This is a genomic window from Dietzia sp. DQ11-71 (assembly GCF_014144995.1).
Taxonomy (GTDB): domain Bacteria; phylum Actinomycetota; class Actinomycetes; order Mycobacteriales; family Mycobacteriaceae; genus Dietzia; species Dietzia kunjamensis.
Window position 1 is genome coordinate 1 of the sequence record NZ_JAALDT010000242.1, and the last position, 2,340, is coordinate 2,340.

Here is a 2,340-nt window from a genome sequence, read left to right on the forward strand (position 1 = left end):
GGTGTTGCCGAACGACTCCGGGGGCTCCTCCGGGATGCGCGCGGGGTCGTCGGGTCGGGTCTGGTCGGTCACAATCGCCTCCGCGGTCTCGGTGGTGGGCGCCGGTCCCCGGCGCCGGGGTGCTGACGACCCTAGTCCCGTGGGGACCCCTCACGTCGGAATCTCCCGACCGCGTCACCGTGGCTTAGTCTGGTGCGCATGTCGGACAATCCCTTCGGTCGGGTCATCACCGCGATGGTGACCCCCATGCATGACGACGGCTCGATCGATTTCGACGGCCTGCAGCGGCTCGCGGTCCATCTCGCCGATCACGGCCACGACGGACTGCTGGTCAACGGCACGACCGGCGAGTCCGCGACGACCACCGACGACGAGGACTACGACAGCGTGGCCGCCGTCGTCGAGGCCGTCGGCGACCGGGTGAAGGTCATGGCCGGTTGCGGCACCAACGACACCGAGCACTCGATGCGTGCGGCGCGCGAGATGATCGCCCGCGGCGCCGACTCCCTGCTCGTGGTGACCCCGTACTACAACAAGCCCACCCAGCACGGGATCGTCGAGCACTTCCGGATGATCGCCGAGGCGGCCGACCGACCGATCATGGCCTACGACATCCCCGGCCGCACCGGCACCGCCCTGGCCACGGACACCATCCGGCGGATGGCGGAGATCCCCCGGGTGCGGGCGGTCAAGGACGCCAAGGGTGACCTGTTCGAGGCCAGTCGACTCATGGCGGAGACGGACCTGCTCTGGTTCTCCGGCGACGACGTGCTCAACCTGGCCTTCCTGGCCCTCGGTGCCACCGGCATCGTCTCGGTCGTCGGCCACGTCGCCGGCGACGACTACCGGGCGATGATCGACGCCGTCGACGCCGGTGACCTGCCGCGGGCCCGCGAGATCCACACCCGCCTCATCCCGGCCGTGGACGCGATCATGCACACCTCGCAGGGCGCCATCCAGGTCAAGGCGGCCCTGAAGGAGGTCGGCCTCATCGGCTCGGACCGCCTGCGCATGCCCCTCCTCCAGGGGCCGCCCGAGCACCGGGCCAAGTTGCGCGACGGGCTGGCCGCGGCCGGGCTCGGCTGACCCATCCCGGCCACCGGCCGACCACGGTCACCACTCTGCGGGGGATGACCTCGTCGTCGTGACCCTCGTCATGCCCGCTGGAACGCGGCCATCTCCGTGCACCGCCGCCACAGGGCGGCGGCCGTGGTCCGGTCGTGCGAACGGCGACCCGACCGGGCGGGCTTCGGATGCCCGCGCAGGCCCCCGAGGCGATCGGGGCCGACGAACTCGCCGCCGGTGAGGCCGGGCACCGTCGCCGCGTACAGCACGGACAGTGCGCCCATCTCCGGTGTCAGGCCCGCCCACGTGATGGAGTTGCCCAACTCGAAAAAGCGGTCCGCCAGTGGGTTGCCGCTCTGGCGGATGAGGTCGGTCGCCGTGTAACCGGGATGGGCGGCGACCGACCGCAGCCCGCTGCCGGACCGCTCGAAGTGGCGCTGCCACTCGTAGCCCAGCATGATGCACGCCAATTTGGAGTCCGCGTACGCCGCCATGGGTCGGTAGCCGCGCACGTCCATGTCGAGATCGTCGGTGTCGAGTCGTCCGCGCAGGTGGGCGAGCGAGCCCAGCCACACGACCCGGTCCGTCAGCATCTGCTCCAGCCCCAGGGTGAGCGCGTGATGTGCCAGCACGTTGACCCCGAACTGCATCTCGTGTCCCTGCGCGGTGCGGGCGTGGGGGATGTTCATCACACCGGCGTTGTTGATCAGCACGTCGACCGGCGCACCCTCCGCCGCCGTGGCCGCCACGAACGCGTCGACGGAGTCCAGGTCCGCCATGTCGAGCAGGCGCACCTGCGCGCGCTCCCGGTCACCGGCGGGGAGCGTCGCGCGCGCCTCCTGCGCCTTCTCCTCGTTCCTGCAGGCCATGACGACCCGGGCGCCCCGGGCCGTGAGTGCGGCGGTGGTCGCCAGCCCGATCCCGCCGTTGGCGCCCGTGACCACGAAGGTCCGGCCCGTCTGGTCGGGGATGTCGGTGGCGGACCATCTGTGCGCGCGAGTCATGAACGTCAGTCAACCAGCCGTGCCTGCGCTGTGGTGGTCCGTCCGTGTGGTAACGCCGGGATATCCTTCGCGATGTCCTTGTGACACACTCGTCGGGTGTGCGGGTCCCACGTGTCACACGTGCCCCCGCGTGCCCCTTCCTCGAGATCCCGGAGTAGCCCCATGACGTTCGACCGCCGAACCTTCCTGCGCCGCGCCGGCATCGGCGCCGCCGGGGCGGGCGCCCTCGCCGCGGGCATCACCCCCGCGGTGGGTGCCCAGTCCTCGATCC

At 71.2% G+C, this 2,340-nt stretch carries 2 protein-coding genes and 1 pseudogene; 2 read left to right on the forward strand and 1 reads right to left on the reverse strand.

Annotation, left to right across the window (positions count from 1 at the left end; all coding sequences use genetic code 11):
- Positions 1-198: 198 nt before the first annotated feature.
- Positions 199-1,086, forward strand: a complete 888-nt coding sequence (gene dapA, locus G6023_RS09325) for a 4-hydroxy-tetrahydrodipicolinate synthase (RefSeq protein ID WP_182635142.1) — start codon at positions 199-201, stop codon at positions 1,084-1,086.
- Positions 1,087-1,154: 68 nt separating this feature from the next.
- On the opposite strand, the gene G6023_RS09330 is transcribed toward dapA, so the two are convergent.
- Entirely contained in the window at positions 1,155-2,069 is a 915-nt protein-coding gene (locus G6023_RS09330; RefSeq protein WP_182635143.1) for an SDR family NAD(P)-dependent oxidoreductase, read from the reverse strand.
- Between the two features lie 162 nt (positions 2,070-2,231).
- Between G6023_RS09330 and G6023_RS09335 the strand changes: the two are divergent.
- Positions 2,232-2,340 (forward strand): annotated as a pseudogene (locus G6023_RS09335) (Tat pathway signal sequence domain protein); the annotation flags it as partial.